This is a genomic window from Arthrobacter sp. R4-81, assembly GCF_054792365.1.
The window spans coordinates 2,796,455-2,819,534 of sequence record NZ_CP096445.1; the positions used below are offsets into that span (position 1 = coordinate 2,796,455).

General features: G+C 63.2%; 25 protein-coding genes, 6 tRNA genes and 1 riboswitch. Of the genes, 8 read left to right on the plus strand and 23 right to left on the minus strand.

Translation table 11 applies throughout. The features are described from left to right. Positions 1 to 70: 70 nt before the first annotated feature. From lgt to hisI, 8 genes are all read right to left on the minus strand, one after another. Positions 71 to 1,231 (minus strand): prolipoprotein diacylglyceryl transferase, encoded by a 1,161-nt coding sequence (gene lgt, locus M1E05_RS13030; protein ID WP_461163207.1) that lies wholly within the window; start codon positions 1,229 to 1,231, stop codon positions 71 to 73. Between the two features lie 3 nt (positions 1,232 to 1,234). Next, positions 1,235 to 2,053, minus strand: a complete 819-nt coding sequence (trpA, locus tag M1E05_RS13035; RefSeq protein ID WP_461163208.1) for a tryptophan synthase subunit alpha — start codon at positions 2,051 to 2,053, stop codon at positions 1,235 to 1,237. Then, positions 2,050 to 3,381, minus strand: coding sequence for a tryptophan synthase subunit beta (gene trpB / locus M1E05_RS13040; protein WP_461163209.1), 1,332 nt, complete (start codon positions 3,379 to 3,381; stop codon positions 2,050 to 2,052). The genes trpA and trpB overlap by 4 nt, the downstream gene beginning before the upstream one ends. A 159-nt stretch (positions 3,382 to 3,540) precedes the next feature. Further along, positions 3,541 to 4,359 carry an indole-3-glycerol phosphate synthase TrpC gene (gene trpC, locus M1E05_RS13045; RefSeq protein WP_461163210.1) on the minus strand — a complete coding sequence of 273 codons (819 nt, stop codon included), beginning with the start codon at positions 4,357 to 4,359 and terminating at the stop codon, positions 3,541 to 3,543. A gap of 2 nt (positions 4,360 to 4,361) precedes the next feature. Beyond that, the gene (locus M1E05_RS13050; RefSeq protein WP_458114346.1) at positions 4,362 to 4,664 is read right to left on the minus strand and encodes an HGxxPAAW family protein; all 303 of its coding nucleotides are present in this window, start codon (positions 4,662 to 4,664) and stop codon (positions 4,362 to 4,364) included. 66 nt (positions 4,665 to 4,730) lie between these two features. Next, the gene (locus M1E05_RS13055) at positions 4,731 to 5,435 is read right to left on the minus strand and encodes a Trp biosynthesis-associated membrane protein (protein ID WP_461163211.1); all 705 of its coding nucleotides are present in this window, start codon (positions 5,433 to 5,435) and stop codon (positions 4,731 to 4,733) included. After that, positions 5,435 to 7,030, minus strand: a complete 1,596-nt coding sequence (locus M1E05_RS13060; protein ID WP_458114348.1) for an anthranilate synthase component I — start codon at positions 7,028 to 7,030, stop codon at positions 5,435 to 5,437. Before M1E05_RS13060 ends, M1E05_RS13055 begins: the two co-directional genes overlap by 1 nt. 65 nt (positions 7,031 to 7,095) lie before the next feature. Further along, positions 7,096 to 7,551: a phosphoribosyl-AMP cyclohydrolase gene (hisI, locus tag M1E05_RS13065; protein WP_458114349.1), complete on the minus strand. Its 456-nt coding sequence runs from the start codon at positions 7,549 to 7,551 to the stop codon at positions 7,096 to 7,098. A gap of 101 nt (positions 7,552 to 7,652) precedes the next feature. On the opposite strand from hisI, the gene M1E05_RS13070 reads away from it, so the two are divergent. Then, positions 7,653 to 8,297: a TIGR03085 family metal-binding protein gene (locus tag M1E05_RS13070; protein ID WP_247044657.1), complete on the plus strand. Its 645-nt coding sequence runs from the start codon at positions 7,653 to 7,655 to the stop codon at positions 8,295 to 8,297. 30 nt (positions 8,298 to 8,327) lie between these two features. Here the strand turns inward: M1E05_RS13070 and hisF are convergent, their stop codons facing one another. The 14 genes from hisF to M1E05_RS13140 all read right to left on the minus strand — a co-directional run bounded on the left by hisF (position 8,328) and on the right by M1E05_RS13140 (position 19,570). Then, positions 8,328 to 9,104, minus strand: a complete 777-nt coding sequence (gene hisF / locus M1E05_RS13075; RefSeq protein ID WP_461163212.1) for an imidazole glycerol phosphate synthase subunit HisF — start codon at positions 9,102 to 9,104, stop codon at positions 8,328 to 8,330. Between the two features lie 45 nt (positions 9,105 to 9,149). After that, positions 9,150 to 9,995, minus strand: coding sequence for an ATP phosphoribosyltransferase (gene hisG, locus M1E05_RS13080; RefSeq protein ID WP_458114352.1), 846 nt, complete (start codon positions 9,993 to 9,995; stop codon positions 9,150 to 9,152). A 64-nt stretch (positions 9,996 to 10,059) separates the two neighbouring features. Beyond that, complete coding sequence (locus M1E05_RS13085; protein WP_247044674.1) at positions 10,060 to 10,323, minus strand: phosphoribosyl-ATP diphosphatase; 264 nt, start codon at positions 10,321 to 10,323, stop codon at positions 10,060 to 10,062. 85 nt (positions 10,324 to 10,408) lie between these two features. Continuing rightward, positions 10,409 to 10,897 (minus strand): 6,7-dimethyl-8-ribityllumazine synthase, encoded by a 489-nt coding sequence (gene ribH, locus M1E05_RS13090; protein WP_461163213.1) that lies wholly within the window; start codon positions 10,895 to 10,897, stop codon positions 10,409 to 10,411. 89 nt (positions 10,898 to 10,986) lie between these two features. Next, positions 10,987 to 11,697: a GTP cyclohydrolase II gene (gene ribA / locus M1E05_RS13095; RefSeq protein ID WP_458114354.1), complete on the minus strand. Its 711-nt coding sequence runs from the start codon at positions 11,695 to 11,697 to the stop codon at positions 10,987 to 10,989. Beyond that, positions 11,697 to 12,389, minus strand: a complete 693-nt coding sequence (gene ribB / locus M1E05_RS13100) for a 3,4-dihydroxy-2-butanone-4-phosphate synthase (RefSeq protein WP_461165245.1) — start codon at positions 12,387 to 12,389, stop codon at positions 11,697 to 11,699. The genes ribA and ribB overlap by 1 nt, the downstream gene beginning before the upstream one ends. Positions 12,390 to 12,415: 26 nt before the next feature. Further along, positions 12,416 to 13,084: a riboflavin synthase gene (locus M1E05_RS13105; RefSeq protein ID WP_461163214.1), complete on the minus strand. Its 669-nt coding sequence runs from the start codon at positions 13,082 to 13,084 to the stop codon at positions 12,416 to 12,418. Further along, a complete protein-coding gene (gene ribD, locus M1E05_RS13110; RefSeq protein WP_461165246.1) occupies positions 13,084 to 14,202 on the minus strand; it encodes a bifunctional diaminohydroxyphosphoribosylaminopyrimidine deaminase/5-amino-6-(5-phosphoribosylamino)uracil reductase RibD in 1,119 nt (372 codons plus the stop codon). The genes M1E05_RS13105 and ribD overlap by 1 nt, the downstream gene beginning before the upstream one ends. A 126-nt stretch (positions 14,203 to 14,328) precedes the next feature. Then, positions 14,329 to 14,479: riboswitch (FMN riboswitch) on the minus strand. Between the two features lie 105 nt (positions 14,480 to 14,584). Further along, positions 14,585 to 15,241, minus strand: coding sequence for a ribulose-phosphate 3-epimerase (gene rpe / locus M1E05_RS13115; protein WP_458114356.1), 657 nt, complete (start codon positions 15,239 to 15,241; stop codon positions 14,585 to 14,587). Positions 15,242 to 15,342: 101 nt separating this feature from the next. Next, on the minus strand, positions 15,343 to 16,947 hold the full coding sequence (locus M1E05_RS13120; protein ID WP_461163215.1) for an RsmB/NOP family class I SAM-dependent RNA methyltransferase: 1,605 nt from the start codon (positions 16,945 to 16,947) through the stop codon (positions 15,343 to 15,345). Continuing rightward, entirely contained in the window at positions 16,944 to 17,864 is a 921-nt protein-coding gene (gene fmt / locus M1E05_RS13125; protein ID WP_461163216.1) for a methionyl-tRNA formyltransferase, read from the minus strand. The genes M1E05_RS13120 and fmt overlap by 4 nt, the downstream gene beginning before the upstream one ends. Then, the gene (gene def / locus M1E05_RS13130; protein ID WP_461163217.1) at positions 17,861 to 18,430 is read right to left on the minus strand and encodes a peptide deformylase; all 570 of its coding nucleotides are present in this window, start codon (positions 18,428 to 18,430) and stop codon (positions 17,861 to 17,863) included. The genes fmt and def overlap by 4 nt, the downstream gene beginning before the upstream one ends. A gap of 84 nt (positions 18,431 to 18,514) precedes the next feature. Beyond that, a complete protein-coding gene (locus tag M1E05_RS13135; protein WP_458114360.1) occupies positions 18,515 to 19,381 on the minus strand; it encodes a cytochrome in 867 nt (288 codons plus the stop codon). A 117-nt stretch (positions 19,382 to 19,498) separates the two neighbouring features. After that, positions 19,499 to 19,570, minus strand: a tRNA-Val gene (locus M1E05_RS13140). 262 nt (positions 19,571 to 19,832) lie between these two features. Here M1E05_RS13140 and M1E05_RS13145 point away from each other — a divergent pair. The 6 genes from M1E05_RS13145 (at position 19,833) to M1E05_RS13170 (ending at position 20,772) form a co-directional block, all read left to right on the plus strand. Beyond that, positions 19,833 to 19,905 (plus strand) — tRNA-Gly (locus M1E05_RS13145). A 46-nt stretch (positions 19,906 to 19,951) separates the two neighbouring features. After that, positions 19,952 to 20,022, plus strand: a tRNA-Cys gene (locus M1E05_RS13150). Between the two features lie 40 nt (positions 20,023 to 20,062). Then, positions 20,063 to 20,137, plus strand: a tRNA-Val gene (locus tag M1E05_RS13155). 55 nt (positions 20,138 to 20,192) lie between these two features. After that, a tRNA-Gly gene (locus tag M1E05_RS13160) sits at positions 20,193 to 20,265 on the plus strand. A 32-nt stretch (positions 20,266 to 20,297) separates the two neighbouring features. Then, positions 20,298 to 20,369, plus strand: a tRNA-Val gene (locus tag M1E05_RS13165). 133 nt (positions 20,370 to 20,502) lie between these two features. Next, positions 20,503 to 20,772, plus strand: coding sequence for an antitoxin (locus M1E05_RS13170; RefSeq protein ID WP_461163218.1), 270 nt, complete (start codon positions 20,503 to 20,505; stop codon positions 20,770 to 20,772). A gap of 90 nt (positions 20,773 to 20,862) precedes the next feature. Here M1E05_RS13170 and zapE read toward each other — a convergent pair whose 3' ends face one another. Then, positions 20,863 to 21,900 (minus strand): cell division protein ZapE, encoded by a 1,038-nt coding sequence (zapE, locus tag M1E05_RS13175; protein ID WP_461163219.1) that lies wholly within the window; start codon positions 21,898 to 21,900, stop codon positions 20,863 to 20,865. A 206-nt stretch (positions 21,901 to 22,106) separates the two neighbouring features. Between zapE and M1E05_RS13180 the strand changes: the two genes are divergently transcribed. After that, positions 22,107 to 23,048 (plus strand): sulfurtransferase, encoded by a 942-nt coding sequence (locus M1E05_RS13180; RefSeq protein ID WP_461163220.1) that lies wholly within the window; start codon positions 22,107 to 22,109, stop codon positions 23,046 to 23,048. Positions 23,049 to 23,080: the final 32 nt, after the last annotated feature.

A 23,080-nucleotide genomic window follows, 5' to 3' on the forward strand; every position in this document is an offset into this window, starting at 1 on the left:
CTCTTGCCACGACGCTGTGGAGCGGGCTCTCGGAGCGGTAACTCTGATGCCCTGCTATGCCGTTACTGGCCTACTTGGTGCTGCCAGCCTCCGGCGCGGTTTCCGTAACCTCATCAGCGGACTTTGCGGCCGGCTGCTTTTCCTGAAGGGAAGTGCTTCCACCGGCTGTTTTGTCCGCCACTTCCCTGGAGGAAGCACGGTCTGGATCGCTTTGGTTATCAGGGAGATTACCACGCGCTTCACTATCTGAGACATCCTCGTCCGCATTCCGGATGCTTTTGACGTCACCTGATTCGTCTGTTTCAACTGCCGCTGCGGCGTGGTCCGCAGGACTCCGGCCGTCCAGATAAGGGGTGTCCGGCTCGTCCGGCTTCCTCCTGCCCAGAACGACGAAGACGATCAGTGCCGCAACAAACACGAAGATGCTGGTCCAGACATTGAGCCTGGTGGTAATGCCGAACAGGTTGATCTGCTCGGCGTCGTCGATGCGCATGGCTTCGATCCACACACGGCCCAGGGTGTAATACATGGCGTAGAGCCAGAAGAGCCGCCCACGCCGGAAGTTGAACCTCCGGTCCAGGATGAGCAGGAGGGCCACGCCAACCAGGTTCCACAATGACTCGTACAGGAACGTGGGGTGAAAGAGCGTGTCAGCAGGCATCCCGGGCGGGAAATTCGCGTTATCGGCGTCGACCTGGAGACCCCAAGGCAGGGTGGTGGGGCTGCCGAAGAGTTCCTGGTTGAAGTAGTTTCCCCACCTGCCGATGGCCTGAGCGAGCAGCAGTCCGGGTGCAGCTGCATCGAGGAAAGCGGTGAGCTTCACTCCTGCACGGCGGCAGCCGATCCAGGCACCGACTGCGCCCAGCAGCACGGCGCCCCAGATCCCCAGGCCCCCACGCTGGATCTGCGGAATCAGGGAAAGGTCCCCTGTGCCGTCAAAGCCCGGGCCGAAGTAGGCATCCGGGGATGAGAAGACGTGATAGAGGCGTCCGCCGATGATGCCGAAGGGAATGGCCCAGATGGCGATGTCCCACAGGCTGCCTTCCGGCGTTCCTCTCTTGTTCCAGCGTCGGGACGTGAGCCATAGGCCCGCAATGATGCCTGCCAGGATACACAGGGCGTAGGCATGGATGCGGAGTGACCCCCACGGCAGCGGGATATCGAAGCCGGACCAGTCCGGGCTCGGGATGCTTGCCGGCACGAGGGCGGCAGCGTGGAGGACAGTCTGCATTATTTAGGCTTCTTCCCTGTTAAGTCCGGTCCGGAGATCCTTGGTGAGCGCGGCAACCGCGTCCACACCGCCGTCGCGGATGGCGGCCACAAGCGCCGTGCCCACAATCACGCCGTCGGCGTACTCAGCAATTTCCCGGACGTGCGAAGCGGTGGAAACACCGAGTCCCACACATACGCGTTCGGCGCCTGCCGCTTTGGCTGCAGCCACTACATCCTTTGCGGCGCTGCTGACAGAGGACCTTGCCCCGGTGACACCCATGATGGAGACGGCGTAGACAAAACCGCGGCTGGCGTCGACAGTGCGGCGCATCCGTTCAGGCGATGAGGAGGGCGCGACGAGGAAAACCCTGTCCAGCCCGTACTTGTCGGAGGCTTCCATCCATTCGGCTGCTTCATCAGGGATGAGGTCCGGGGTGATGAGGCCCGCTCCGCCTGCTTCAGAGAGGCGGCGGGAGAACTCCTCAACGCCCATCCGGATCACCGGGTTCCAATAGGTCATGACCAGTACTGCCGCATCGGTTTTGCTGGTGATGCCGGCGACGACGTCGAACACCTGCCGCACGGAGAAGCCTTTGGCCAGGGCCTCAGTGGTGGCTGCTTGGATAACCTGGCCATCCATCACCGGGTCCGAATACGGGATGCCGATCTCAATGAGGTCGGCACCGTTCTCGGCGAGGGCAATGCCGGCGGCAATAGTGTCTTCAACGCTTGGGAACCCGGCCGGCAAGTACCCGATGAGTGCCGCCCGGCCTTCGGCGCGCGCCTTATCAATGGCTGCTGCCGATTTGCTGGTGCCGGTGATGTCCTGAACGGTACTCACAGCTGCTCTCCCTCTTTGCCGATCTCGGCTTCTGCGGAATCCTTGTCCAGGAGATCGAACCATTCAGCGGCTGTCGCCACATCCTTGTCCCCGCGTCCGGACAGGTTTACGAGCACGATCTTGTCCGATGCTTTACCTTCGGCGTCACCGTCTCCTGCGGCGAGCCGCTGCCCCACCTTGATGGCGCCGGCCAGGGCGTGCGCTGACTCGATGGCGGGAATGATGCCTTCTGTACGGCACAGGAGACGGAAGGCGTCCATGGCCTCGCTGTCGGTGATGGGCTCGTAGCTGACCCGTCCGATGTCCGCAAGGTAGGAGTGCTCCGGTCCTACGCCGGGGTAGTCCAGTCCGGCTGAGATGGAGTGGGACTCGATGGTCTGGCCGTCGTCGTCCTGCATCAGGTAAGAGCGGGCACCATGGAGGACGCCGGGCTTGCCGAGGGTGATGGTGGCTGCGTGGCGGCCGGTGTCGACGCCGTCGCCGCCTGCTTCAAAACCGTAGATCTTCACGGAGGGGTCATCGAGGAAACCGTGGAAGATCCCGATGGCATTGGATCCGCCACCGATGCACGCGCAGACGGCATTCGGCAGACGGCCGGTCTGGTCGAGGATCTGGGCGCGGGCTTCCTCGCCGATGACCTCATGGAAGTAGCGGACCAGCGCGGGGAACGGGTGGGCCCCGGCGGCAGTACCGAGCAGATAGTGGGTGTTTCCGACGTTCGCAACCCAGTCACGGAGCGCCTCGTTGATGGCGTCCTTGAGGGTCTGTGAACCGTTGGTGACAGGGATGACCGTGGCGCCCAGCAGTTCCATCCGGGCCACGTTCAGCGCTTGCCGGCGGCAGTCCTCAGCACCCATGTAGACAACACATTCGAGGCCAAGCAAAGCGGCGGCAGTGGCGCTGGCAACACCATGCTGGCCTGCACCGGTCTCGGCTATCACGCGGGTCTTGCCCATACGCTTGGCAAGGAGCGCCTGGCCCAGCACGTTGTTGATCTTGTGTGAGCCGGTGTGGTTGAGGTCTTCGCGTTTGAGGAACACCCGCACTCCCCCAGCGTGAGCGGAGAACCGCTTGGCCTCAGTGAGCAGCGAGGGACGCCCTGAGTAGTTCTTGTTCAGGTCCGCGATCTGCGCGATGAAGTCGGGATCGGCCTTGGCCTTCTCGAAGGTATCTTCAAGCTCATCCAGGGCGGCGATCAGCGACTCCGGCATCCAGCGCCCGCCGTAGGAGCCGAAGTAGGGGCCGGGTGCATGGCGCAGCGACGGTCCCCCTTGAAGGAATGCGTCCACGGCATCCTTGTCAGAGCCGGCTGTTGGTGCGTCGACCATCAGTCTCACCATCCTGTTCCACTGTTTCAGTGTCTATGTAGTGCTCAGTGTTCTGTGTCGCTCAGCGCTCTTCGTCGTGCGCCGTAAGGTGTCGTGCGGCAAAGTGTCGTGCGGTGGCAGACCGCTGCAGACGGCCGCCTGCAACGGAGTGCCTCGCTGTCAGACGCGGGCGGCGATAGCTTCAGCGCCGGCCGCTGTGAATTCGGCTATGCGCTCCCGCGGTGTCGCATCGCTGACCAGGGCTTCGCCGACGAGGATCGCGTTGGCGCCGTGAGCGGCGTAATGGGTGACGTCGTCGACGCCCCTCACGCCGGACTCGGCGACAATAACAGCACTTGCCGGAATGCTTCCTACCAGGGAGGCAAAAACGGAACGGTCGACGTCGAGAGTCTTCAGATTGCGCACGTTGACGCCGATGATTCTCGCCTCCGCCGCGACAGCCCGCTCGATCTCCTCGGGCGTATGCGTTTCCACGAGCACGTTCATCCCCAGTTCCGTGCTCAAGGCGCTGAACTCCTGCAGCTGGGCATCGGAAAGGGCTGCCACAATAAGCAGCACCATGTCCGCCCCGTGTGCGCGGGCTTCCCAGATCTGGTACTCGTCCAGGGTGAAGTCCTTGCGGAGCAGCGGGATATCGACACTTGCCCGGACGGCATCGAGGTCGGCAAGGGAGCCGTTGAAGCGGCGCTGTTCGGTCAGGACGCTGATTACTGAAGCTCCGCCGTCGGCGTACTGGACGGCCAGCGCGGCAGGATCACTGATGCTGGCGAGGTCCCCCTTGGAGGGACTGCGCCGCTTAATTTCGGCAATGACCTTGAGCTGTTCGCGGCTGGCGGAGTTTCCGCCCAGGGCCGCCCAGGCATCGCGGGCAGGGGCGACTGCAGACGTGAGGTCCTTCAGTTCTGCAAGGGAAACGAGGCGACGCCGTGCCTCCAGATCCTCCCTAACACCGGCGTTGATGTCATCGAGAACTGTCACTGCTAGTGGCCGGAGTTCTTCAGCTTGCTGCCGCCGACGCCGTAGCCTGCCTTGCGCATCGCGAAACCGAGGATCAGGCCGACCAGCATCACGATCCCGCCGGCGATGAAGATGGGGGTGCTGGCAATGACGAACGCGATGGAGGCAATGAGTGCACCAACGAGCATCACGATGACGCATGTCCACGCTGCCGGGCTGTTGCCATGACCAAGCTCGATGCTGTGGTCTACGCCTAGGTTGGCATCGGCGGCGGAGGCGCCTGCCGGTGAACCTGACTTGGATGCGGAAACAGTGGCTTTGCTCATGGAAATCTCCTCAGGATGAATACTGCTTACATTCTGCCATTTTTTGTCCTTGCCTTGGACATCGGCTCAAGTGGGGTCGTCGCCCCTTGACAACCGGTCCCAGCTGTCAATCTCGTCAGCCGGACCGGAAGCTTCAGGATTTGTGCCGCCAGCCGCAGCGTCAAACCGCGTGCGCGCCTTCCAATACCGGCTCGCAGGGATTATCAGCAGGGCGCCCAACCCCAGCATTGCTCCGGCAACGACGGCGAGGGCCGGGAAAGCCGTGACGCTCACCTGGACGTTACTTCCGGAAATGCCGGTTGCTGCGGCTATAGCGCCCTGGGACGCAGTCAGCGGATCAGCCAGGACCGTCAGGGCCGCCGCCACGATTCCCGCAGAAGCGGCGACCACAATCCCCGTAATAATCCAGCGCGCGATCCTGCCGGCGATCGAGGCCGCAAGGCCGCCGGCCAAGGCGACGAGCGCAAGTGCTGTTACCGCTGTTGCCGCTTTACTCCCCTGGACCGGCAAGCCATCCTGGCTGTTGACCGCCTGGCCAAGCTGCGCGGGATCCAAATGGACGGTTATCCAGGTCTGGGTGGTGGTTCCGACGACGGCCAGCGCCATCAGGGCAATGATCATGACGATGGACGGTTTTCGTGCCCAGGCCGGTATGGGCCTGGTTCCGGTTCCTCCCGCCACGGTTCCCGTAGCGGTGGAGTCGGCGCCGCCTTCTGTGGAGCCCGAGGCGGAAGCAGCACTGGCGCCGCCGGACTTGTCGAGACGGCGCATCAGACGCCCGGACCTGTAGCGGCCGGCGATGGCGGGAAGCTGCCTGGAACGGGCACGCCTTCCTCCTGGATGTTGTGGAGCGAGCCCGCTATGTGGACTGCCCGGAGCGGGGCGGCGGCCTTGTTGACCGTTTCGAGGGCTTCGGTGGGATTGACCGAATCCGCCACGATCCCGCCGCCGGCCTGGACGTAGGCGCGGCCCTCACGCAGGAGTGCTGAACGGATGGTGATGGCCATGTCCATGTCCCCGGCAAAGTCCAGGTAGCCGACCACTCCGCCGTAGATGCCCCGGCGGTGCGGTTCGAGTTCGTCCAGCAGGCGCAGCGCACGCGGTTTCGGAGCACCGGAAAGCGTTCCCGCCGGAAAAGTAGCCTTCAGGACGTCATAGGCCTTGGCCGTGGGGGCGAGGTTGCCCACCACTGTGGAGACGAGATGCATGATGTGGCTGAAACGCTCCACCTCCATGAACTGGGTGACATCCACAGTGCCGGCAACACAGACCTTGGAGAGGTCGTTACGGGAGAGGTCAACCAGCATCAAATGCTCAGCCCGCTCCTTTTGGTCGGCCAGCAGTTCCTCGGCCAGTGCCTTGTCCGCTTCCACGGTCTTGCCCCGAGGGCGGGATCCCGCGATCGGGTGGGTGATGACTTCCTCGCCGTTGACGGTGACGAGTGCCTCCGGCGACGAGCCCACGATCGAGTAGTCACGCCCGTCGGCATCTTGGAGGCTGAAGATGTACATGTACGGGCTGGGGTTGGTGTTCCGGAGCACGCGGTAGACGTCGAGCGGGCTGGCCCCGCATTCCATCTCGAAACGGCGCGAAATGACCACCTGGAAGACTTCGCCGTCGACGATTGCTTCCTTCCCGCGGTCGATGGCGGCCAAATATTCCGGCTCGTTCCAGCGTTCCTGCACGCTGGATGCAAAGTCCAAGGCTGCAGGCTCCAGGACCGAGACGGGCTGCTGCACGGGGGCGCTGACCCTGCTCAGCAGCCCCTTCACCCGAGCGACGGCGTCGTGCCAAGCCTCATCGACGCGTTCGGTGCTGTTATCGAAGTTGATGGCATTGGCGATGAGCAGCACTGTGCCGTCTGTGTTGTCGTGAACTGCCATGTCGGTGACCAGGTTGAGCGCCATCTCGGGCAGCTGGAGATCATCCTCCGGCGGACTGGTGAGCTTCTCCCAGTGGCGCACCGTTTCCCAGCCGAGGAAGCCGACCAGCCCGGACGTGAAGGGGGGCAGGCCCTCGAACCTGTCAGTCCGCAAGGCCTCAATGGTGTCCCGCACAGCGTCCACAGGGTTGCCGTCGACCGGGACACCCTTCGGTGGCTCGCCGAGCCAGTGCGCCTGGCCGTCTTTGGTGGTCAGGGTTGCCCGGGACTTGGCGCCAATGAAGGAGTACCTGGACCAGGAGCCGCCCACGGCCGCGGATTCCATGAGGAAGGTGCCCGGCTGTCCTTGTGCGAGCTTGCGGTAGAGGCCGATCGGCGTTTCAGCGTCCGCCAGGACCTTCAGCCGGACGGGGATGACGCGGCTATGGCCTGCGAGTTCGCGGAACTCTTCCAGGCCCGGGCTGATGACTCCAAGGTCCTGCATGGCTATGGTTCTCCGCCTGTTCTATGAGTGGCAATTGAAAGTAGGGGGTGTGCTGCAGGTCCTGGTCAGGAGGAACTGCCTGTTACGGCGTCGAGTTCGCGGCCGTCGAAGCATGTGCGCGTTCCGGTGTGGCAGGCCGCGCCTACCTGGTCCACTCGGACCAGCAGGGCGTCTCCGTCACAGTCCAATGCCACCGACTTGACCCACTGGACATGACCCGACGTGTCTCCTTTGCGCCAGTACTCCTGGCGGGAGCGGGAATAGAAGGTCACCCGACCGGTGCTCAGGGTCCGCTGGAGTGCTTCATCGTCCATCCAGCCCAGCATGAGCACTTCATTTGTGTCGAACTGCTGCACGACGGCGGCCACCAGGCCGGCACTGTCACGCTTGAGGGCAGCGGCGATTCCGGCCGGAAGGTCACTGGCCTGTGGCGACGAACCAGCCCATGAACCAGATGCGGCTACAGGCGTGGAAACGGGCGGGTTTGACGCGCGCGGGGCGGGGGCGGGCTGCTCAGACATCAGGTCAAGTCTAGTGCCTGCCGAAAGTGTGAAGATCAGCAACAACCGAGGCGGCGGTTCCACTGCGCGTGTCCCGCCCTCTCGTGCTACTTTCACAAGTGATGCATTTCGTCGAACCGTCCCGAGAAGTTCTGGCCGAGACCCTGCTGGCGGCCGGTCCGGACTCCCCCACGCTCTGCACGGGATGGCAAACCCGCGATCTCGCCGCGCACCTCTATCTGCGTGAGCGGAAGGCCGCCGTCGGCTTGGGGCTCCTGTTCAAGGGCCTGGCAAAGGCCTCCGACAAAGCGACGGCGAAACTGGCCGCCAAACTCAAGACCACTGAGGACTACAACCGGTTGGTCAACACCTTCCGCGCAGGTCCTCCGGTTCTCTCCCCCATGAATATTCCGGCGCTGGACGAAAGCTCGAACCTCATTGAGTACTTCGTCCACACCGAAGACGTCCGCCGCGCAGTTGACCGCTGGGCTCCCCGCGCCTTGGACGCCGAATACTCGGACGCGCTCTGGGACGAACTCGTTAAGCGCGCTGCCATTCTGTACCGCGGCGTGGACCTCGGCGTGGTGCTGGTGCGCCCTTCAGGCCCGCGGCACGTTGCCAAGCGCGCGCCTGTTTCAGTTGCGATCGTGGGGGAACCCGGTGAGCTGCTGATGCATGCGCACGGCCGGACGAAACACGCCCTCGTAACATTTGAAGGCCAGCCGGACGCCGTTGCGCTCCTCCAGTCAGCAGAAGTCGGCCTGTAGCGCTTTCCTTCAGGTGGGTGGGCCAGCGGCTCAGCGGACTTCGAAACCGGCTTCGCGGATTGCCGTCTTGACCTGTGAAATCATGTCATCTGGCCCGAAGTGGAAGATTGATGCGGCCAGGACTGCGTCTGCTCCCGCGGCTACGGCCGGTGGAAAGTGCGCCGGTTCGCCGGCTCCGCCTGAGGCGATGATGGGCACCCGCACCGCCGCACGGACCAAACGGATGAGCTCCAGGTCGAAGCCGTCCTTGGTTCCGTCAGCGTCGATGGAGTTGAGCAGGATTTCGCCCACGCCACGGTCCGCTGCCTCTTTGGCCCACGCGATGGCATCGATTCCAGTCCCTTGACGGCCCCCGTGGGTCGTCACCTCGTAGCCGGACGGGGTGGGTTTGGAACCGGGGCGGTTGCGTCGTGCATCCACGGACAGCACCAGCACCTGGGAGCCGAAGTGGCGGGTAATCTCATCCACCACGTCCGGGCGTGCCACAGCGGCTGTGTTGATGGACGCCTTATCTGCTCCGTAACGCAGAAGCTTGTCCACCTCAGCAACGCCCCGCACGCCGCCGCCTACTGTCAGCGGGATAAACACTTCTTCGGCCGTCCGGCGCACGACGTCGAAGGTGGTCTCGCGGTTGCCGGAGGACGCTGTGACATCAAGGAACGTCAACTCGTCGGCACTGCCATTGTCGTAGCGGTGAGCGAGCTCCACTGGGTCTCCGGCATCGCGAAGGCCTTCAAAGTTGATGCCCTTGACCACGCGGCCGGCATCAACGTCCAGGCAGGGGATGACGCGTACGGCTACAGCCATGACTACTCCTGAAAATTCATAAAGGAAACTCTTTGGACGAGGCGCTCAGATGCGGCAGGCGTGGATGCTGCTGACAAGGATGGCACGGGCACCCAGGTCATAGAGCTCGTCCATAATCCGGTTGGTTTCCTTCTTCGGCACCATGGAGCGCACTGCCACCCAGTCAGAGTCGCGCAGCGGGGAGACAGTAGGAGACTCAAGGCCGGGGGTCAGCGCGGCTGCCTCTTCCACCAGTTCCTTACGGATGTCGTAGTCCATCAGAACGTACTGGCGGGCTACGAGGACACCCTGAAGACGGCGGATCAGGACATCGGCCGCAGGATTCTTTTCACCCTTGCGGCCGATGAGTACCGACTCGGAGAGCAGGATCGGTTCCCCGAAGATTTCCATCCCGGCAGCCTTGAGCGTGGTCCCGGTCTCGACGACGTCGGCAATGGCGTCCGCGACGCCGAGCCTCACGGAGGACTCGACGGCGCCGTCGAGCCGTACCACTTTGGCGTTGATGCCTCGCTCGGCGAGGTATCCGCGCAGCAGTCCGTCGTAGCTCGTGGCGAGCCGCTTGCCCTCAAGCTGTTCGACGGCGTCGAAGTCACCCACGGGCCCAGCGAAGCGGAAAGTGGAGGCGGCAAACCCAAGGCCGAGCAGCTCCTCAGCCTCCACCTCGGCGTCCAACAGAAGATCCCGGCCAGTGATCCCGACGTCGAGCGTTCCCTGTCCTACGTACACGGCGATGTCACGCGGGCGGAGGAAAAAGAACTCAATGTCGTTGTCCGGATCAACCAGCACGAGCTCGCGGCCGCCGTCGCGGCGTTGGCGGTAGCCTGCCTCGGCGAGCATCTCGGAGGCGGCTTCGGACAGGGATCCTTTATTGGGAACGGCAACTCGCAGCATGGAGGAAAATCTTTCTGGGTGGGGACGGAATCGGTTCAAGCAGGGTATGACCGCAGCGGGGCGGCTAAAGATGCTTGTAAACGTCTTCCAGGCTGAGTCCCTTGGCAAGCATCAGAACCTGCAGGTGGTAGAGCAGCTGGGAGATCTCCTCAGCGGCTGCTTCGTCGGATTCGTACTCAGCAGCCATCCAGACTTCCGCCGCTTCTTCGACAACCTTCTTGCCGATGCCGTGGACCCCGGACTCCAATTCAGCGACCGTGCGGGAGCCGGGCGGGCGTGTTGCAGCCTTCTCACTGAGTTCTGCAAACAGCGTCTCGAAATTCTTCACGCCCTCCAGCCTACTTGCTCAAGGCTGGAGAGCGCCTGCCGGGCCGTAGCATGACGACGGCGTTGTGACAGAAAGCACAGAGGGCTCACTGCCGGTACTGGCTCAGGGTCACTGCCGTTGCGAGGGCTGCCGTCACGGCTTCATGGCCCTTGTCCTCGGAGGAACCCGGAAGGCCGGCCCGGTCCAGGCCTTGCTGTTCCGTGTCACAGGTAAGCACACCGAATCCAACGGGGACGCCGGTTTTGACGCTGACATCGGTAAGGCCCATCGTGGCGGCCTGGCAGACGTAGTCAAAGTGGGGCGTGCCTCCCCTGATCACCACACCGAGGGCCACGACGGCGTCAAAGTGTGGCGCCAGCCGGGCCGCCGCAACGGGAAGCTCGAAGCTGCCGGGTACCCGCAGGACGGTGGGCTCGCTGATGCCGGCCTCTTTGGCAGCCCGGAGCGCACCGTCAAGCAGGCCGTCCATGATCTGCGTGTGCCAACTGGCAGCAACAATCGCCAGTTTCAGGCGTGACGTTTCGTCAGGATTCAGGGTGGTCAAGTCGATTTCGGGCGCGCCGTGTCCGCTCATTACGAGGTTCCGTTCAGTAGTTGTGGTGAGTCGTGGTGTTCAGTTTTGACGAGACAGCTCAGCCTGGGTCAGTTCAGGCAGAGGCCGGCTCAGTCCTGTTCGTGGTCAAAGGGGGTGGGGGCCATACCGGGGGCAATGGTTGCAACGGCAGCTGACTCAGGTCCCAGGACGAGCCGATGGTCCATCCGGTCCTTCTTGGTCTGCAGGTACCGGATGTTCTGCTCCCGTGAGGGAACCTCGGTAGGAACCATCTCAATCACTGTCACTCCGGCCTTGGCCAACCTGTTCTGCTTGTCCGGGTTGTTGCTCAACAACCGGATTTTGGTGAGGCCCATTTCTGCCAGGATCTGAGCCGCAGCCTTGTAGCGCCGGGCGTCAACCGGCAAACCCAGCTGCTCGTTTGCTTCTACGGTGTCCAATCCGGCTTCCTGGAGGGCATAGGCCTTGATCTTGTTGGCCAAGCCGATGCCGCGGCCTTCCTGCCCGCGGAGGTACAGCAACGTCCCGCCGTATTCGCTGATCATCTCCAGCGCATAGGCGAGCTGTTCACCGCAGTCGCAGCGGTAGGACCCGAAGACGTCGCCCGTGAGGCATTCCGAGTGCAGCCGCACCAAGGGTGCCTGCCCATCGGTGGGCGGAATGGGAGAGCTCACTGCCAGGTGCTCGGCACCGGTTTCGAGGTCAATCCACGCCTGGGCAACCAAACCGCCGAACTCGCTGGGCAGCTGGACCACCGGGCCACCGCTGACCGGGTGGGGCTCTGCGCCGTTAGCTGCCTTTTGAGCCTTCGAAGCCGTCATTATTTCTCCTCTTTTCCGGCCGGAACCGATGCCCGCCTACTGTGGTCCCCATTGCCCAGATAGCTCACAAGGTCCTCGATCGAGATGAGCGGGCAGCCATGTTCTGCAGCAAAAACGCGCAGTCCATCCAGCCGCATCATCTCTCCGTTGTCATACACCAATTCTGCAATCACACCCACGGGCGACAGTCCCGCCAGCCGGCACAGCTCAACAGCCGCTTCCGTATGGCCCGGACGTTCCCGTACACCACCCTCAACAGCACGAAGCGGAAAAACATGCCCGGGACGTGTAAGCGAGGCAGGCTGGCTGGCCGGATCGGCCAGCACCCTGGCAGTCAGGGCACGGTCTGAGGCCGAGATTCCCGTGGTCACGCCGGCGGCCGCATCACAGGAAACAGTGTAGGCAGTTCCCTTGGAGTCTTCGTTGACTTCAACCATCGGCGGCAACGCCAGGGCATCAGCGCGGGCACCGTCGAGGGGAACACAAATGACGCCCGAGCTGTAGCGGACGGTCCAGCCCATGAGAGCCGGCGTGGCAAACTCCGCCGCGAAAATGATGTCGCCCTCATTTTCGCGGTCCTCGTTGTCCACCACGATGACCGGTCGGCCCGCGGCGATGGCCCGTACGGCTTCTTCAATGCTGTCCAAAGGTGCAGGAACAACGTCCAATTCGACAGGAGCGCCCAGATCCACAGGGCCGGCCGCAGTGGAGGCCGGGCTCACAGCGAGACCCCCGTGTCTACTGCCTGCGGCGCCGATGCGGATTGCTCCCGTGCCGCCGGCAGCGAGAACGCCAACAGGCGCTCCGTGTACTTTGCCAGCACATCAACTTCCAGATTCACCGGGCTCCCTATGCTCTTTGCTCCCAGACCGGTCTCTGCCAATGTGGTGGGGATCAGTCCGACCTCAAACCAGGGCGCCGGCTCCTGCGGCGGGCTGACGGCACTAACGGTGAGGGATACGCCGTCGACCGCAATGGAGCCCTTTTCGGCGACATACCGTGCAAGACCGGACGGCACTTCGAACCTCAGCCGGTCCCAGTTTTCCAGGGATTCCCGTTCCACCAGACTGCCGACACCGTCCACGTGGCCCTGGACGACGTGGCCGTCGAGGCGGCCGCCAGCGGGAACACACCGCTCAAGGTTGACGGCGTCCCCCGCCTGCAGCTGGCCAATCGTGCTCCTGAGGAGGGTCTCGCCCATGACGTCGACGCTGAACTCCTTGCCCGCTATCTCAGTCGCAGTCAGGCATACGCCGTTCACTGCAATGGATCCGCCCAGAGCGAGGCCCTCGGTGGTCCCGGGCGCCTGCAGGCGGAGGGTTGCGCTGCCCTCTCCCCTGTCCAAGGACAGGACTTTGCCCTGTTCGGCGATAATTCCGGTAAACATCAATAGCCTCCTGCTGTGCTGCCGGCACCTGTCAGGTGCACGGTTGAATCGGTTGAAGTTGCCTTGGAAAGTTCGGTGATGGCGGAGCCGGCTGATGTTTCTGAGCCGGCAGGACGAAGATGGAGCCGAAGGTCGCGGCCAAGGGACTGAACGGCTCCGCCTCCGGCGGGATCCCATTCCCAATGCTGGGCATCGGACAGCGTTGTAATGCCGAGGTCGCCCAGCGCTGCGGTGCCGGACCCCAGCAACGTGGGTGCCAGGTAAATAATCAGTTCATCCACCAGCCCGGCGGCCAGGAAAGCGCTGAGGATGCGGGAACCGCCCTCCACCATCAGATGGCGCACTCCGGCAGCGAAGAGGGTGTCCAGGGCCTGCCGGGGGTCCCTTGTGGCGAGATGGAGTACGCGGCCCTCTTCTCCATGGATAGCGGCATTCTCGGGAATGCTCCGGAGCCCCATGACAGCCCGCAGTGGTTGCCGGCCTTCGGGCTCACCGGCGGAATTCCTGGCTGTCAGCCGGGGGTTGTCGATCAGAACTGTTTGGGTGCCTACAAGGATCGCATCAATCCGGCCGCGGGTACTGTGATTGTCGGCCAGCGACTCCGGACTTGAAATCCACTGGCTGGTGCCGTCCTGGGCCGCAATTCTGCTGTCGAGGGTCTGGGCGATGTGGAGGGTGACGAAAGGCCGCTTGGACAGTACGGCCTCGAACCATCTGCGGTTCAGGTCAAAGGCGCCCTCGGCGTTCAGGCCTGAACATACCTTAACTCCCGCCGCCAGCAGGGTGGCCGCTCCACCGGCAGCCGGATCATGCGGGTCATCGACGGCATAAATGACTTTGGCCATGCCTGCATCGATGATTGCCTGAGCGCAGGGACCGGTGCGGCCGCAGTGATTGCAGGGTTCAAGGGTGACCACCATGGTGGTACCTGACAGATCCAGTCCCTGCGATCCCGCCTGCGCAATGGCGTCAGCCTCGGCGTGGGGAGTTCCGGCTCCGCGGTGATAGCCGGTTGCCATCTGGCGGCCGGCGGCATCGAGGATTACCGCTCCCACCAAGGGGTTAACCCCACGGGGTCCCTTGAGGGCCTCTGCCAAGGCGCGTTCCATTGCTGCCATTTCAGGCTGCGTGAATTCACCGTCTGAGAGCACCTGTGCGTCGTTCCTTCCCTCGAAAACCGCGTGGGCTCCGGGGGTATACGACAGCAAAAATCCGTGGCGCATGTAAGCGCCACAGAAACAGCCGTACGTGCTTCTCTCATCCAGACTTTAACTGTCGGTACCGGAATTTCACCGGTTCAACCGTCCGCCGGACACCTTCAAAGAGAAAGCACCGGCTCGCGGGTCGCGGACTGTCACCGCCGGTTCGGACTTACACCGACCCCGGAGCACGTATTGTGTGTTGTTATTCTGTCACAACCTCACTGTCCGCCCGGGTATTCCCGTCAGAATGCGTCACAGGGAGAATTCTTTTCGCCGTAACCGAGGGCGTCACCGACGGCTAGCGGCTGCCGGCCTTCCGAAGCCGCTCCACAGCTTCCGACGGGTCCTCGGCGCCATAAACTGCGGAACCTGCCACAAAGACATTCGCTCCGGCTTCAGCTGCCCTGATGATGGTTTCTTCCGTGATGCCGCCGTCCACTTGCAAGGCCACGCCCGTTCCCGCGCCGTCGATGGCAGCCCGTGCCCGGCGGATCTTGGGCAGCGTGAGGTCCAGGAAGGACTGGCCGCCAAAGCCCGGCTCCACGGTCATGATGAGGAGCAGGTCCAGTTCCGGCAACATGTCCAGGTACGGCTCCACCGGGGTTCCCGGCCGTAAGGCCATTCCTGCCTTCGCTCCCCTTGCCCGCAATTCGCGGGCAAGTTTGATGGGGGCGATCGAGGCTTCGACGTGGAAGGTCACGGAAGCCACGCCTGCGTCGGCGTACGCCGGGGCCCAGCGGTCGGGGTCGTTGATCATCAGGTGGGCGTCCAGTGGCACAGGGCTCACGGCCTGGATCCGCTGCACCACCGGCAGGCCGATCGTCAGGTTGGGAACAAAGTGGTTGTCCATAACGTCAACATGGACGGCGTCGGCGTTGCTGATGCGGCGAAGCTCAGCCTCGAGGTTCACGAAGTCCGCAGAGAGGATGCTGGGATTGATACAGCACTGGGCCATGAGGGAGTCCTTTCACAGTAAGGGCGCTGCCAAGCCAACAACGGCCGGCGGTTTTCAGTTGAAGGTGCTTGCGGGATGGATGTTGCCTGGCAATCCCGGTGTCAGGACTTCTTCCGGATCAGGGCAAGGAACATTGCGTCAGTGGCATGGAGGTGAGGCCACAACTGCGCCGTCCCCTCATGCCCGGCCTCCAAGTGCCCGGTCAGGCTCACGTTGTCCAGCACAGCTCCGGCATCCAGCAATTCAAGGTCATCACGCTTGCGGAGGACATCGCTGACCACGGCGGTGGTTTCGGCGGGGTGCGGGGAGCAGGTCACGTACGCCACCACTCCGCCGGGCCGGACCGCAGCCAAAGCCGACTTGAGCAAATCCCTCTGCAGGGGGCCCAGGTCTGCGAGGTCTTTCGGAGAACGGCGCCAGCGTGATTCCGGACGGCGGCGCAGGGCTCCCAAACCGCTGCAGGGAACATCCACGAGGATGCGGTCGAACGTCTCGGGCTGTTCGCTGCCGAGCTCCCGGCCGTCGCCGGTGCGGACTTCCCACACGTCGTCCGGCACAATCGACAATGCCTGGCGGACCAGCTTGGCCCGGTGCGGCAGGGGTTCGTTGGCCAGCAAGCGTGCACCCCTCTGGTTGGCGAGGGCTCCCAGCAAGGCTGCCTTTCCGCCGGGTCCTGCGCAGAGGTCCAGCCAGAGTTCACCCTCTCCGGCGCTGGCGGAACCAGCGTGCCCAGCAATGTCCCGGCCTGCGCCTCGACGATTTCCCTGAAGATCGACGGCGGCCAGCGCACGGGCAACCAATTGGGAACCTGCGTCCTGGACCCTGGTGCTGCCTTCCCGGATGGATGCCAGCCTGCCTAGGTCTCCTCCGCTGGAAAGTGCCGAGTCCTCAACAAGCTCACCGGGTATCGCACCATTCTCCAGCGCTTCGTCGAGGCTCCCCAAGCCGGGCAATGCCACAAGGTTGACCACAGGAGCCGCGTTGTCCGCTTCAAGCAGCCCGGTGATTTCCGTTACCGGCCGGCCGTGCGCCACCAAAGATTGCCGCAATGCCCTGACGATCCACTCCGGATGGGCATGGCGGACTGACGCAATGGCGGTTTCGTCGGTCTCGTCCCGAAGGAGCTCCTCAAGCCATTCATCAAGGCTGCGGGCAGAAACCTTCCGCAGCACCGCATTGATCAGTGCGGACGGCCCGGCTCCGATAACAGCGCGGGCAAGGCCGACTGTCTGATCCAGGGCAGCGTGCGCAGGGACACGCATCGCCAACAGCTGATGGGCTCCGATCCGAAGGGCATCGAGGATTGCCGGATCGAGCTGGTCGAGGGGACGGTCAACGCAGCGGGCCAAAACGGCGTCGTAAGTCCCCTGACCTCGGAGGGCGCCATAGCTGAGCTCGGTGGCAAAACCCGCGTCGCGCTTGTCCAGCCCATGGTGCCGGATGCGGGCGGGGAGGACAAGGTTTGCATAGGCGTCCTCGGACGCAACGGCCCGGAGCACTTCAAAAGCCACCAGGCGGGCGGGATCGGCACGGCGCGTGCGCTGGGAAGGTGCGTTTTCAGTAAAACTGCGCTGCGATGTCCGGTTACGTTCCCGGCCCTGCGCGTTCCGCTGGCTGCCGCCGGCGCCGCTACTCCGCTGCCCACCACTCCGTTGCCCACCGCTGCGCTGGCCACGGCCGTTGCCGCCTGTGCCGGACCCGCTCATTCGAACACCATGCTTTCCACTGAAGTCTGTCCGCGCACCCAATCAGCGGCGGCCATCATTTTCTTGCCCGAGGGTTGGATCCTCGTTAATTCCACAGCGTGCGAGCCTGTTCCTACCAGCACAGCCTTTTCCCTCAGGGCGACGCGGCCCGGTTCCAGGTCAAGGGTATCCGGGCGGAGAACCACTGGCTCCAGCTTCAGACGCTGGCCCTCAAATGTTGTCCAGGCTCCCGGCTCAGGAGTCACGCCCCGGGCACGCCGGCCAACCGCGAGAGCGGGCTGATGCCAATCGAGGCGGGCGTCGTCAATGGTGAGCTTGGGTGCCAGCGAGACCTCGCCGCTCTGGGGCACGGCAGCAGCGGCGCCGGCTTCCACTGCCAAGAGAGTCTGGGCGAGGAGAACGGCTCCGCTGTGCGATAACCGCTCCAGCAGCTCGCCGGAGGTGTCGTCGTCGTGTACCTTTTCGGTGAGCGTGCCAAAAACGGGACCCGTGTCCAGGCCCTCTTCCAGAAGAAAGGTCACGGCCCCGGTCACGTCATCACCGGCGATGACAGCGTGCTGGACCGGTGCGGCACCACGCCAGGCCGGCAGCAACGAGAAATGCAGATTGATCCAGCCGTGTTGCGGGACGTCAAGAGCCGCGCGGGGTATGAGCCCGCCGTAGGCCACGATAGCCGCCACCTCGGGTTTCAGGTCCGCGATCCTGGCGGTGACTTCAGCATCCACCTTGGCTGCGTGAATCACGTCAATTCCGAGTTCCGCGGCCCGGGCTGCGACCGGAGAGGGGGTCAGCACGCGCTTGCGGCCAAGGGGTGCGTCGGGTCGCGTGAGCACGGCGACGACGTCAAACCCGGCACCAAGCAAAGCATCCAGGGAAGGCACTGCGACCGCTGGTGTTCCAGCAAAGAGAACCCTCATCCGGCTGTTCCGGAACCGATGCCAAAGCTGGAACCGACAGTCCGTGCCCGCTTCGCGGTGGTTTGTTCCGCAACGGAGTGGTAGTTGGCGGCGCGGATGGCGCGAAGGGCAGCCTTGCGGTCCTCTCCCTCAAGACGGTCCGTAAAAAGGACGCCGTCGAGGTGGTCAGTCTCGTGCTGGAAGCAGCGGGCGAGCATGCCGTCAGCCTCCACGCTGACCGGGTTGCCGTTCAGGTCTACGCCTGATGCCTTGGTGGCCCGACGACGGCGGACGGGGAATCCAAGCCCGGGAATGGACAGGCAACCTTCCACTTCGTCCTCCTGGAAGTCGTCACTGTTTTCCAGCACCGGGTTGATGATGTGCCCTTCAACCCCGCCGATCCGGTAGGTGAAAACGCGGAGGCTTACTCCGACCTGCGGAGCCGCGAGTCCTGCACCGTCAACATCCTCCATGGTTTCGACCATGTCAGCGACCAGTTTTCCCAGCTCCGGTCCGAAGTCCGTCACGGGATCGGCCACGGTGCGGAGCACAGGATCCCCGATGATACGGATGTTCAGAATGGCCATGGGCAGTCTTTCCTCACGGTGGAGAGGTACGGGATCCCATCCAGTTTAGATGCAGCATCTGTCAGGAGGGGCACGAGGTGTCGGCTAAGGCAGTGGTGTGGCTGGCTGGTGGGACACCGGCGGGGCAACAGGCAGCAGCGCACTTCCGGCGCTTCCCGTGTCGGCGGCCATTTCCCAAACACGCCGGAGAGCACAGAACTTCCACCAGTGATGCTTAAGGACCTCGGGGTTGGCCCTCGAGGGACGCACTTCGGTCTCGCCCAGGGCCACGGCCAGGAGCACGGGTGCTTCTCCGTGCTTCCAGGGTTCCCATTCGCCGGCTACAGGGTCTACGAGGCTCTCTTCGGCCTTCATTCCCGCCACCAGCTGCATCACCACTTTGTCGTCCAGGGGCTTGACCGTTCCATCCCTGGTGGTGCCTTTGGTTTTGTAGTCGATGAGGCAGGTCCGGCCGTTGATGCGGGCCACCAGATCCAGGGTTCCTGCATAGCCCACTGTTTGGTTCCAGACTGTGATCTCCGGAGCGATGGGCTCAACGCGGTACAGCTCCCACCATTCATCAAACCGGGCGGCAAAGGCTTCCTCGCCGTTGGCTGCCAGGGCCTCGCGCGTTTCCTTCATGCGGTGCGGCTTGCCCAGCGCCCTCAGGGCCACCTGCTCGCAGTAGTCATGAACACGGTCACCACGTTTCGCAGCGACATCGCGGTAGGCCTCCGCTGCCTTGGCGGCCCTGTTGACCGCCTGCCTTACTTGCGCCGGACTGCCCAGAATGCCCGGGAGCAGGGGGTCGCTGGCAAGGCTGCTCGCACCCATATAGCCGAACCATCCATCCAGGCCATGGGGCTGTTGCCCTATGACGGTGGTGATGGATGGAACAGAGAAGTCCGCGGTAGTGGAACGGGCGTACATGCGGCCATAATCAGTGGCGTGGGCAAGCAGTGGAGCGGTCATATCTCAACTCTTTCACAAAGGACCGACAGGAAGTCCAGCTCACTGAAACCGTCTGGACCACAAGTAAGAAACACAAAAAGACCCGCTCCGTTGCAATAACGGAACGGGCCTTCGGGGTGGGCGATACTGGGTTCGAACCAGTGACCTCTTCGGTGTGAACGAAGCGCGCTACCACTGCGCCAATCGCCCCTGATGCCTTTGAATGCTAGCCCAGTCCGGTCGATTATAGAAATCGGCTGCCTGACACCATTATCCCACTTCCGGACTGCGCCAAAAGCAGCGGGAATTACACCGCTGTAATTAGCCAAAACCCCTAGAAATCAAGGAAGCAGCGGGGTCCATGTCAGTGGGCGGGAAAGCGATTTGGAGAATCCTTGAACCTCCTATAGAGTTTTTACTCGTTGGAACGCGAGGAAATGCCCGTCAGGGCACGGAATCAACCCTCCAAACTGCGGACGTAGCTCAGCTGGTAGAGCACCACCTTGCCAAGGTGGATGTCGCGAGTTCGAATCTCGTCGTCCGCTCGCAGGACACTGTCACGGCAAGGGTTCTTCGGAACCGTGCTAACACGGTGGGTTGGCCGAGAGGCGAGGCAGCGGCCTGCAAAGCCGTATACACGGGTTCGAATCCCGTACCCACCTCGGTGAAAACCATGGTTTCCGGTTCAGGCTGGATGGCAATGGGCGATTGGCGCAGCGGTAGCGCGCTTCCCTGACACGGAAGAGGTCACTGGTTCGATCCCAGTATCGCCCACCAGAGCAATTCATTTTGCTTGTTGTAGAACGCCTCTGAGGCGTAACGATCTACATGTGCGGACGTAGCTCAGCTGGTAGAGCACCACCTTGCCAAGGTGGATGTCGCGAGTTCGAATCTCGTCGTCCGCTCTCTTTTCTTTTAAACCGCGTTATCTTTGCGCGGGCGATTGGCGCAGCGGTAGCGCGCTTCCCTGACACGGAAGAGGTCACTGGTTCGATCCCAGTATCGCCCACCCACGAAAGCAGCTCCCCCGGAGCTGCTTTTTTTGCTGTTAAAACACTCCCAAACGGTTGGCACCTCCATACTCCCCGGTTAGGATCGAAAGGCCAGGAGCGATCTGGCTCCGCGACTGAAGGGAGGTGCCCGTGGGATTACTTGACGATCTAAAGGGCAAGGCTCAGCAACTTATTGGTGGCAAGGAAGAAGCCATCAAGGACGGCATCGGCAAAGCCGGTGACTTCATCGATACCAAGACCGGTGGCAAGTACGCCGACAAAATCGATTCCGCCCAGCAAGGTGCAGCCGGCCTCGTGGACAAAGCTAACGGGACGCCCAACGCGGCGCCTGCAGCTGATGATCCCCACGTCGACGGTGAGCCACCTGTAGCCGGGGAACCCCGGCAGCAGGGCCTCTGACCCAACTAGGTACGTCAGCGAGGTGTCGGTCCCGCCGAGAGGCGGCGCCGGCACCTTCGGCGTTTAACAGGGCCTAGGAAGGCACAGCCTTCACGAAGGCTCGTGGTTTTGACCCTCGCGGGCCAGGGCTGTCAGGCGTGAGACTGCCCTGAAGTACTTCTTCATGTAACCGCCGGTCATCATTTCCTCGGTGAAGAGGCGGTCGAACGGAACACCGCTGGCCAGGATGGGGACGTCCTTGTCATACAGCCGGTCGGCCAGGACCACGAACCGCAGGGCAACTGCCTGTTCAGTGATGGTGTCCACATCGCGCCACACCACTCCGTCGATTCCGTCAATCAATTGCCGGTAGCGGCTCGGGTGGACGCCGGCCAGGTGGGCAATCAGGGTCTTGAAGTCATCCCTGGCCACAGTCTTGCCGTCGAACTCTGCCCTCATGTGATGGTTCAGTTCGTCATTACGCAAAGGCAGCGGCGCCGCCGGCAGACCGCGGTGGCGGAAGTCCTCGCCGTCGATCCTCACCACGTCGAACTGATCGGCCAGAACCTGGATCTCGCGCTGGAAGTCGACGGCGGCGAAGCGCCCGTCACCCAAGGAACCGGGAAGCGTGTTAGACGTCGCTGCGAGCTTGACGCCGGCGTCCGCCAACTCCCGCATCAGCCGCGACATGAGGACGGTATCGCCCGGATCATCCAGCTCGAATTCGTCGATGCAGACGAGCTTGTAGTGGCTGAGCGCTTCAACGGTCTTGCGGAAGGACAGCGCTCCCACGAGGTTGGTGTACTCAACAAATGTGCCGAAGGCTTTCGGGCCTGGCGTCGCGTGCCAGAGGGACGCCAGGAGGTGCGTCTTGCCGACACCGAATCCGCCGTCCAGGTAGATCCCGGCGCGGGAGGTGTCCTTTTTGCCAAAGAGCCGTTTGAAGAGGCCGTCGCCGTCGCGCGCGCCGACGCCGGTAGCGAAACCTTCAAGGGCTCGGACCGCTGCCGCCTGGCTTGGCTGGGAAGGATCGGGGCGGTAGCTGCCGAAGGAGACCGCGCCGAATCGTGGCGAAGGATAAAACCCCTTGAGGAGGTCATCCACGGAAACCGCCGGAGTGCGCGCGGCGAGCTGTTCGATCTGTACCAAGGTGGTCCGTTCTGCTGGTCTGTCCCCAGAAAGAATACCGGTATCGGCCTGACGGCAGCCGCCACGTGATGAAGGCCATATGTCCCTGTGTTAACGGAGGGAAGCAATAGTCCGGGGGCGTGGCTAGTGTTGGAGCAGGTCCGGCTGCCGTGACAACCCGTGCCCGGCCAGGACCCACTGACCGTTTTCAATGAAAGGCCATCAGAATGCCCTACCCCGTTGAACAGAACGAGAAATTTTCCGGCTATGTCCACCCGGAGCGGCTCGTATCCACCGAATGGCTCGCCGCGGCCATCGAGTCCGGAGCCGTGGGTGACGGCGGGCTTGTGGTGGTGGAGTCCGACGAAGACGTCCTTCTTTACGAAACCGGTCACATTCCGGGCGCCGTGAAGATCGACTGGCACACCGACCTGAACGATGAAGTCACCCGGGATTACGTGGATGGCGAGGCCTTCGCTGCCCTCGCTGCAGCCAAGGGTATTTCCCGGGACAGCACTGTGGTGATTTACGGGGACAAATCAAACTGGTGGGCAGCGTACGCCCTGTGGGTCTTCACCCTGTTCGGCCACGAGGATGTTCGCCTGCTGGACGGCGGCCGCGACAAGTGGATCGCAGAAGGCCGTGAACTCAGCACGGACGTACCTTCCCCGGCTCCGGGCAACTACCCCGTAGTGGAGCGCAATGACGCCCCCATCCGCGCCTTCAAGGAGGACGTGCTCGCCCACTTGGGCAAGCCGCTGATCGATGTCCGCTCCCCTGAGGAGTACACCGGGCAGCGCACGCACATGCCTGCCTACCCTGAAGAGGGTGCGCTCCGCGGCGGGCACATCCCCACCGCGGCTTCCATTCCCTGGGCCCGCGCAGCTGCACCGGACGGCACCTACCGCAGCCGCGAAGAACTCGAAGCGCTGTATCTCGGAGAAGCAGGTCTGACCCCGGGCGACGACGTCGTGGCCTACTGCCGTATTGGCGAGCGTTCCAGCCACACCTGGTTTGCCCTCAAGTACCTTCTTGGGTTTGACACCGTACGCAACTACGACGGGTCGTGGACTGAATGGGGGAACGCTGTCCGCGTTCCGATCGTCAAGGGTGCAGACCGCGGCACTGTTCCTTCTTCACGGCCGGCAACGGCAGAGGCATCGAACTAGCCGGGGAAAGCCCACACCACTCCCCTGCAAAT

Coding starts and splice junctions, on each gene's coding strand:
- lgt (WP_461163207.1), bottom strand. CDS start 1,231: ATGCAGACTGTCCTCCACGCTGCCGCCCTCGTGCCGGCAAGCATCCCG.
- trpB (WP_461163209.1), bottom strand. CDS start 3,381: ATGGTCGACGCACCAACAGCCGGCTCTGACAAGGATGCCGTGGACGCA.
- M1E05_RS13050 (WP_458114346.1), bottom strand. CDS start 4,664: ATGAGCAAAGCCACTGTTTCCGCATCCAAGTCAGGTTCACCGGCAGGC.
- M1E05_RS13055 (WP_461163211.1), bottom strand. CDS start 5,435: ATGCGCCGTCTCGACAAGTCCGGCGGCGCCAGTGCTGCTTCCGCCTCG.
- M1E05_RS13060 (WP_458114348.1), bottom strand. CDS start 7,030: ATGCAGGACCTTGGAGTCATCAGCCCGGGCCTGGAAGAGTTCCGCGAA.
- hisI (WP_458114349.1), bottom strand. CDS start 7,551: ATGTCTGAGCAGCCCGCCCCCGCCCCGCGCGCGTCAAACCCGCCCGTT.
- M1E05_RS13070 (WP_247044657.1), top strand. CDS start 7,653: ATGCATTTCGTCGAACCGTCCCGAGAAGTTCTGGCCGAGACCCTGCTG.
- hisF (WP_461163212.1), bottom strand. CDS start 9,104: ATGGCTGTAGCCGTACGCGTCATCCCCTGCCTGGACGTTGATGCCGGC.
- hisG (WP_458114352.1), bottom strand. CDS start 9,995: ATGCTGCGAGTTGCCGTTCCCAATAAAGGATCCCTGTCCGAAGCCGCC.
- ribH (WP_461163213.1), bottom strand. CDS start 10,897: ATGAGCGGACACGGCGCGCCCGAAATCGACTTGACCACCCTGAATCCT.
- ribA (WP_458114354.1), bottom strand. CDS start 11,697: ATGACGGCTTCGAAGGCTCAAAAGGCAGCTAACGGCGCAGAGCCCCAC.
- M1E05_RS13105 (WP_461163214.1), bottom strand. CDS start 13,084: ATGTTTACCGGAATTATCGCCGAACAGGGCAAAGTCCTGTCCTTGGAC.
- ribD (WP_461165246.1), bottom strand. CDS start 14,202: ATGGCAGCAATGGAACGCGCCTTGGCAGAGGCCCTCAAGGGACCCCGT.
- rpe (WP_458114356.1), bottom strand. CDS start 15,241: ATGGCCCAGTGCTGTATCAATCCCAGCATCCTCTCTGCGGACTTCGTG.
- M1E05_RS13120 (WP_461163215.1), bottom strand. CDS start 16,947: ATGAGCGGGTCCGGCACAGGCGGCAACGGCCGTGGCCAGCGCAGCGGT.
- fmt (WP_461163216.1), bottom strand. CDS start 17,864: ATGAGGGTTCTCTTTGCTGGAACACCAGCGGTCGCAGTGCCTTCCCTG.
- def (WP_461163217.1), bottom strand. CDS start 18,430: ATGGCCATTCTGAACATCCGTATCATCGGGGATCCTGTGCTCCGCACC.
- M1E05_RS13135 (WP_458114360.1), bottom strand. CDS start 19,381: ATGACCGCTCCACTGCTTGCCCACGCCACTGATTATGGCCGCATGTAC.
- M1E05_RS13180 (WP_461163220.1), top strand. CDS start 22,107: ATGCCCTACCCCGTTGAACAGAACGAGAAATTTTCCGGCTATGTCCAC.